The sequence below is a fragment of the Cyanobium sp. BA20m-14 genome (genome assembly GCF_024346295.1).
In genome coordinates, this window is sequence record NZ_JAGQCR010000162.1 from 1 (window position 1) to 7,475 (window position 7,475).

Genomic DNA, 7,475 nt, shown 5'->3' on the forward strand with positions numbered 1-7,475 from the left:
CATGGCCCCAGTAGGTGGTGTGCTCACCCCACTGCTGCGGCGGCACCCCGCGCAGAGGGGGCAGGGCACTGCGCGAGAAAGTGATCGCCCGGCCGTCGCGGGCCCGCAGCACCTTGACCACGTTGGGGTCGTGGATCTTGTCCGCCGCCAGGGGATAGACCGGGGTCAACAGCGGCGGCCGCTGCAGCAGCTCAAACTGGGCCACCATCGCCTCAATCACCCCCGGATCCAGCAGGGGCTGATCTCCCTGCACGTTGATCACCAGGGTTTCATCAAAATCAGATGCCGAGCCCCCTGCAGCAGCCACCAGCTCCGCCACCACGCTGGCTAGCCGCTCACTCCCGGAGCTGCAGTCGGGGGAGGTCATCAGCACCGAAACGCCCCAGGCCTGGGCCAGGTGCCGCACCTGCTCGCTATCGGTGCACACCAGCACCGCCGCCACCCCCCGGGCCTGCTGGCAGCGCTCGAGCACGTGCTGCAGCATCGGCTTGCCGGCGATCTCGGCCAGCAACTTGCCCGGCAACCGGGCCGATTCCAGCCGGGCCGGCACGGCCACCACTACCTGGGGGTGTGTCATAGGGGCCACGCTAGGAGCTCGCAAAAACCCTCAGAGCCGCTCCCGCCCCAATCGCTCGGCCCGCAGGGCGCGCAGCCGCCGGCCCAGCTCGGGGCCCTGGCCCATCCCTGCTGCCATCAGCTCCGCGGGGCTCTGCTCAGCTTTTAGGAAGCGCCAGCGCAGCAGCCAACGCAGCAGGGGCCGGCGTGGTCCGTTGCTGCACGCCAGCGCCAGGGCCACCGCTGGGGCACTGCAACCAGGGGCTTCCAACAGGGCACACCAGTGCTCGGCGCCCGCCAGGGGAGCATCCGTAAACCCTGCCCCCAGGCTGGCCCGCAAGGCCAGCCATTGCACCAGCAAGCGGTGTTGGCGATGGGGCAACTGCAGCCTCTCCGCCAAAGCGAGGGGTTCGGCCGCTCCCGCCACCAGGGCCACCAACAGCGGCAAACCCAGCCGCGCGGCCCAGCGCAGCCGCCGTGGCCACTGGGAATCCGCCTGCAAGGCTGGATCCAGCAGCGCCAAGCCGCCCCACTGCTGCAATGCCTGGAGCGCCTCCGCCCAGGGCTCCCGCTCCACCAGCAACTCAAGCTCCATCCGCAGCCGGGTGCCCAGGGCGGCTGGGGCCAGGGCCGGGGAATTCCCGGGCCGCCAGGACCAGGGCCACGCCTTCAGGGTCTTCACGGCCTGTTGACGGCTGGAGGGCTCGAGGGCGAAGCCAAGCCGGGCTGCGTAACGGGCCCCGCGCACCAGCCGGGTGGGGTCGTCTCGCAAGCTGGCGGCGTGTAAGAAACGCAACTGGCGCCGCTCCAGATCCTGCTGGCCCCCATGGGGATCCAGCAGCTCACCACTGGCCAGATCCAGGGCAATCGCATTGATGCTGAAATCGCGGCGGGCCAGGTCGTCCGCCAGGCAACCAAAGCTCACCAGGGGGTTTTCGGCCGGCACCGGATACAGCTCGCAACGGGCCCTGGCCACATCGAGCAGCACGATTTCGCCGGCCAGATCGAGCTCCAGCTCCACCGTGCCGTAGGCCCCATGCTCCTGGGCGCGCCGCACCAGGGAGGGGCCGAGCTGCTCCACCAGGGCCGCCACCAGGCCAGCCGCCGCCCCCTCCACCACCAGATCCAGATCGGGCAAGCCCCGCCAGGGGTCGTTGTGCACCCGGTGCAGCAGTAGGTCCCGAACCGCACCACCGACCAGGGCCACCGGGCCCATGTCGAGCTGGCCCAGGGCCTTCAACAGGGAGGGGGAAATGCCGGGGATGTCCACCTAGATGGGTTCAATCGGCGCCAGGCGCGGGTCGAGGATTTTGGGGCCCATCCCCTGGAATTTCACGGCAATCGACACCTTTTCACCGCTGCCGAAGAGGTGACTCACCTGGCCCTCTCCAAAGCTGCTGTGGCGCAACCGATCGCCCACCGCCCAAACTTTGGCCCCCCGGCGGCGCACCGCATTGGTGGCGGCAGCGGCGCTGCCACCGGCAGCCACCTGGAGGCTCTCCTGCCGATCCACCCGGGTGAGGCGATCGAGGCGCTGTTCGCGCCGGATTGCCGCCCCACCGCTGTGGGGAATGTCGCCTTGAAGCAGCTCCGGGGGCAACTCCGAGAGAAACACCGAGGGCACGGCCGGCTCCCGCATGCCGCCCCACAGCCGCCGCTCACTGGCGTGGGAGAGGAACAGGCGCTCCTTGGCCCGGGTGATGCCCACATAACAGAGGCGCCGCTCCTCCTCCAGGGCCGAAGGATCCTCCAGGGAGCGGTAGCTGGGGAAGAGACCCTGCTCCATCCCCACCAGGTACACCACCGGAAATTCCAAGCCCTTGCTGGCGTGCAGGGTCATCAGGGTGACCCGGTCCTGGTCAGTGTCCTTGCTGTCGGCATCGCTGGCCAGGGCAGCGGAGGCCAGGAAATCCTCCAGGGAGCCCTCCTCGTTTTCCTCCTGGTATTGGAGGGCGGCATTCACCAGTTCGTTGAGGTTGCGGCGCCGGTCTTCGGCCTCATCGGTGCCGTCGGCGATCAGTTCGGCCACATAGCCGCTTTGCTCCATCACCCGCTGCACCAGTTCAGAAGGGGCGATGTCCTGGGCGGAGGCCTGCAGGCCGTTGATCAGCTCGCAAAACTGGAGCAACCCCTTTGCCGAGCGCCCGCCTAGGGAGCGCACCGCCTCGGCATCGCTCACCACGTCCCAGAGGGGAATACCGAGCTGGCTTGAGGCGTCGGTGAGCCGTTCGATCGTGGTTTTGCCGATGCCGCGCTTGGGGGTGTTGAGCACCCGCAGCAGGCTGACGGTGTCGGCCGGGTTGATCAGCAGCCTGAGGTAGGCGAGCACATCCTTGATCTCGCGCCGGTCGTAGAAGCGCAGGCCTCCCACCACGATGTAGGGAATCCCCCAGCGCACCAGCGACTCCTCCATCGCCCGCGACTGGGCATTGGTGCGATAGAGCACCGCCATGTCGCCCCAGCGCAGGTCTGGATGGGCGGCGTCCAGCATGCGCATGCGGTGCACCACGGCCTCGGCCTCGGCGATCTCGTCATCGCAGCGGGTGAGCGAGATCAATTCCCCCTCACCGCGGGTGGGGCGCAGCACCTTGTCGATCCGCTCGGAGTTGTGAGCGATCAGGGCATTAGCCGCCTCCAGGATCGTGGCGGTGGAGCGGTAGTTCTCCTCCAGCTTCACCATCGTGGCGGTGGTCTCACTGGCGGCCCCGTCACCGAAGTCGTCCTGGAAACCCATCAGGATCGTGAAGTCGGCGGCGCGGAAGCTGTAGATGCTCTGGTCGGCATCGCCCACCACAAACACCGAACGGCCGTCCCAGTCGTCGTAGGCGGAAGGCTCGCGACCGTTGGTCACCAGCAGTTTGATCAGGTCGTACTGGGTGCGGTTGGTGTCCTGGTATTCATCCACCAGCACATGGCGAAAGCGCCGGTGCCAGTAGTCGCGGATCTGCTCGTTCTGGCGCAGCAGTTGCACGGGGAAGAGCAGCAGATCATCGAAGTCGAGGGCGTTGTTGGCGGCCAGGGCACGCCGGTAGCGCCGGTAGGTCTCAGCCATCAACTTGCCCCGCTGGCCGCCGGCATCGGCCTCGAGCTGCTCGGGCATCCAGCCCTGGTTCTTGGCGTTGCTGATTGCCCAGCGCACCTTCTTGGGCTCGAAGCGCTTGGGATCGAGCTGGAGCTCCTGGACGACGATCTCCTTGATCAGGCTCTGGACGTCGTTCTCGTCGTAGATCGAGAACTGGCGGGTCCAGCTGAGCCCTTCTGGATCCTTGAATTTATCGATGTCGAAGCGCAGCAGCCGGGCAAACAGGGCGTGGAAGGTGCCGATCCACAGCTCCTTGATCACATCCCGGTAGATGCGGCTGCGCAGCTGGCGCTGCTCCACCGCCGCCAGGGTGCTCCAGGGCTGGCCAAACTGGCTCTGGGCCAGCTTCTGGGCCAGCAGCAGCTCCAGCCGCTCCTTCATCTCCCGGGCCGCCTTGTTGGTGAAGGTGACGGCGAGCAGATGGGCCGGATCGGCGCCGTGGTGGCCGATCAGGTGGGCGATGCGGTGGGTGAGGGCCCGGGTCTTGCCGCTGCCGGCACCGGCCACCACCAGCAGCGGACCGGTGTGGTGATCCACCGCCTTGCGCTGGGCGTCATTCAGGCCGGCGAGAAAGGCACTCATAACCGACGAACCTAGGGCGGATCGGCCTAGACCCGGCGAGTGGGCAGCAGCTTGACCAGGTGGCGGCCCAACCCCGCCAGCCGCTGGCCCCAACGCAGGCGCCAGGGTGCCGGGCTGCGCAGGGGCGGCTCACCGGCCAGCAGCCGATCCCAGTGGCCATTCACCTCGGCCAGTGCTGGGGCCCAACGGGCCCGCAGGGCCGCCTCCGAACAGCCCTTCAGCAGCGGCGCAAGGGCCGCCGAGGTGGGGCGCCAGCGGTCTGGATCGGCGGCGGCGGCCTCGATGCGCTCGATATCGCCGGCCAGGCTGCCCGCTCCGATCTGGTGGCCGAGCACTCCCGGATCGAGGCTGTCGGCCAGGGCGTGATTGAAGCTGCTGAACACCACACAGCCGCAGGCCAGGGCCTCGATCGGCGGCAGGCCAAAACCCTCGCTCACGCCGCGGCCCCGCCAGTAGTCGGCGGAGTCGTAGAGCACCACCTTGGCGCTGTTGAACAGCTCCACCAGATCGTCCACCCAGCCTTCCTGCACCTGGACCACCAACCCCCGGGCCCGCAAGGCCGGCACCAGCCGCTTGAGCAGGTAGGCGCTGCTCTTACGACGCTGCACCAGCACATCGATCGGCCGCTCCCCATCGCCATGGCGCCGGCCCCGCTCCAACCACTTCGGCTCGAGGGCATTGGGCACCAGCAGCAGGGGACTGCGGGGCGCCCGATCACCCCAGTAGCCGAGGGTGTTGCGGCTCACCGCCAGCACCGGCACCCCGGCCGGCAGGTCAAAGCCGTAACCGCTGCTGTGGGCGTGGTATGCCACCGGCCGGCCCCGCAGCCGGGCCAGCAACCTGGGCACATCAAAGCCCCAGCTCACAATCCAGAGGGGCCCACCGGGAGCGGCCTCCTGGCGCAATAGGTCGGCGAGGAAGGGATGATCAGGCTCCCGCTGGCGGTAGGTCACCAGCTGGGTGGGCACCAGCTCGGCGAGCAGCCGGGCGCACTGCAGCTCCACCAGCAGGCCGCCGCAGCGAAACCGACCGGTGGTGCCGGGCACGAGGAAACGAACTGGTCGCACTCAGGCCGTCACCACCTCGGTGCTGCCGGCCCGCTGACGCCGGGTGAGGAAGCCGAACAGCACCTTGCCGATGGCGGCGATCAGGTTGCCCTCCAACTCCTGGAACATCACCATGTTGAGGTGGAAGGCCTGGTTGGCCTCCTCGACAATCCGATCGGCCATGGGCTGGTCGATCGGCAGGCCATCGAGCACCGTGCGGTAGTTGGCCTTGAAGCCCTTTTCATCGGCGATGGCGTCGAATTCGTAGAAGCGCAGACCGTCGTGCTCGCCCAGGTTCATGGCCTTCTGGGCGATGTTCTTGAGGATCTGGCCGCCGGAGAGATCACCGATGTAGCGGGTGTAGTGGTGACCCACCAACAGCTCCGGGCACTCCCGGGCCACCTGATGCAGGCGGTCGACATACTGCTGGGCGCCAGGAGTTGGCTTAACTGCAGTGCGCCAGTCGGCACCGAAATAGAAGGCCAGGTCTTGCTCGAGACTCTCGCGGCGGTTGAGCTCGGCAAAGCCCACCGGACCCAGCACCGGATGGTCCTTGAGCCTGGCAAACTCCTCCTCCATCGCCGAGTAGACGAAATAGAGGTCAGCTACCAGGGTGCGGTAGCTGACCTTATCGACTACGCCCTTGAGGAAGCAGCTCACGAAGCCGGTGTTCTCCGCCATCGTGTGGGCCTTTTTGGTGCCTTCACGCAGTTGGGAGGCAAGGGCGACGGGCATCTGACGGGAGCGTTGTACGGGCGAGGCGCCAAGTTAGGCGGGAGTTTTACCGGGGCGCCTGGCAAGGTTGCGAAGGGTTACGCCGCCAGGTTCTGATCGGCCTGCTCGGCGCCACCGAACAGATCAAACAGCTCCCGGGAAAACTGCTGCAACTTCTGCGCCACCTCGGCCTGGGGCAGATGACTGCCTGACGGCTGCCAGTCGCCCACGGTGGCCAGCCGCCAGCGCTCGCTCTCGTAGGTGAGGCCCCGGATCGTCACCCCCAGCAGGCGAGGGCGTTCAGCCCTGCTCCGCCCCGGGGCCCCGTCCAGGCGCAGCTGCACCAGAAAGGAGCGGCACTGGCTGCGGGGACTCCAGCCCGGTAGGTGAAAGGAGAGATCCAGGCTCTCCTGCTCGGCAAAGGCACGGGTCAGCGCGTCGTCGCGCCAGGGGGTGAGGTTGGCTCGGGCATCGGGGAAGTGGACGCGAAACAGACTCGCCGCCGCAGCGATTGCCTGGGCAAGTTCAAGGGATCGGGCCTGATCGGCGGCATTCATGCCGTTTCCCCTGAGCAGAACCGCAACATGCTTAAAACCTAGGCTCGCCACACCGATAAGGCCGATCCGGTCAGTAACAGCCCATGGCAACCCGTAGCGCCGCCAGCTTTGAGAAGCTCACCACCCCTGCCAGCGGCACCGCAATTCGCTTCGAAAACGGTCAGCCGATCGTGCCCAACGATCCGATTGTTCCCTTCATCCGCGGTGATGGCACGGGCGTAGACATCTGGCCCGCCACCCAGAAAGTGCTAGACGCGGCGGTAGCCCAGGCCTACGGCGGTGAGCGCCGAATTGAGTGGTTCAAGGTTTACGCCGGCGACGAGGCCTGCGACCTCTACGGCACCTATCAATATCTGCCGGAAGACACCCTGAGCGCCATCAGGGAGTACGGCGTGGCGATCAAGGGGCCCCTCACCACACCGATAGGCGGTGGCATCCGCTCGCTCAACGTGGCCCTGCGCCAGATCTTTGATCTCTACTGCTGCGTGCGTCCCTGCCGCTACTACGAGGGCACCCCCAGCCCCCACAAGCGGCCGCAAGACCTGGACGTGATCGTGTACCGCGAGAACACCGAAGACATCTACATGGGGATCGAGTGGGAAGCCAACGATCCGGTGTGCCTCGATCTGATCAAGCACCTCAATCAAGTGGTGATCCCAGCCAACGGCAAGCTGGGCCAGCGCCAGATCCCGGTGGGCTCCGGCATCGGCATCAAGCCCGTGAGTAAGCACGGCAGCCAGCGCCACATCCGCAAGGCGATCCAGCACGCCCTGCGCCTGGAGGGCGACAAGCGCCACGTGACCCTGGTGCACAAGGGCAACATCATGAAGTTCACCGAAGGTGCCTTCCGCGACTGGGGCTACGAGCTGGCCAACACCGAATTCCGCGATGTCTGCATCACTGAGCGGGAGAGCTGGATCCTGGACAACGTCGAGCGCA

7 protein-coding genes are annotated in these 7,475 nt (G+C 67.1%); 1 reads left to right on the top strand and 6 read right to left on the bottom strand.

Annotated features, from left to right (window positions below; translation table 11 throughout):
* The 6 genes from kdsB to KBZ07_RS13635 all read right to left on the bottom strand — a co-directional run.
* On the bottom strand, positions 1 to 577 hold a 577-nt coding region (gene kdsB / locus KBZ07_RS13610; protein ID WP_254932118.1), incomplete at its 3' end, for a 3-deoxy-manno-octulosonate cytidylyltransferase.
* Positions 578 to 607: 30 nt separating this feature from the next.
* Positions 608 to 1,825, bottom strand: coding sequence for a CCA tRNA nucleotidyltransferase (locus KBZ07_RS13615; RefSeq protein WP_254932119.1), 1,218 nt, complete (start codon positions 1,823 to 1,825; stop codon positions 608 to 610).
* On the bottom strand, positions 1,826 to 4,219 hold the full coding sequence (locus KBZ07_RS13620) for a UvrD-helicase domain-containing protein (protein WP_254932120.1): 2,394 nt from the start codon (positions 4,217 to 4,219) through the stop codon (positions 1,826 to 1,828). It lies immediately after the preceding gene.
* A gap of 26 nt (positions 4,220 to 4,245) precedes the next feature.
* Complete coding sequence (locus tag KBZ07_RS13625; RefSeq protein ID WP_254932121.1) at positions 4,246 to 5,265, bottom strand: glycosyltransferase; 1,020 nt, start codon at positions 5,263 to 5,265, stop codon at positions 4,246 to 4,248.
* Positions 5,266 to 5,286: 21 nt separating this feature from the next.
* On the bottom strand, positions 5,287 to 6,000 hold the full coding sequence (locus KBZ07_RS13630; protein ID WP_254932122.1) for a heme oxygenase (biliverdin-producing): 714 nt from the start codon (positions 5,998 to 6,000) through the stop codon (positions 5,287 to 5,289).
* A 77-nt stretch (positions 6,001 to 6,077) separates the two neighbouring features.
* Positions 6,078 to 6,536 carry a hypothetical protein gene (locus KBZ07_RS13635; RefSeq protein ID WP_254932123.1) on the bottom strand — a complete coding sequence of 153 codons (459 nt, stop codon included), beginning with the start codon at positions 6,534 to 6,536 and terminating at the stop codon, positions 6,078 to 6,080.
* Positions 6,537 to 6,619: 83 nt separating this feature from the next.
* On the opposite strand from KBZ07_RS13635, the gene KBZ07_RS13640 reads away from it, so the two are divergent.
* Positions 6,620 to 7,475 (top strand): isocitrate/isopropylmalate family dehydrogenase (locus tag KBZ07_RS13640; protein ID WP_254932124.1); only part of this gene is annotated, 856 nt, incomplete at its 3' end.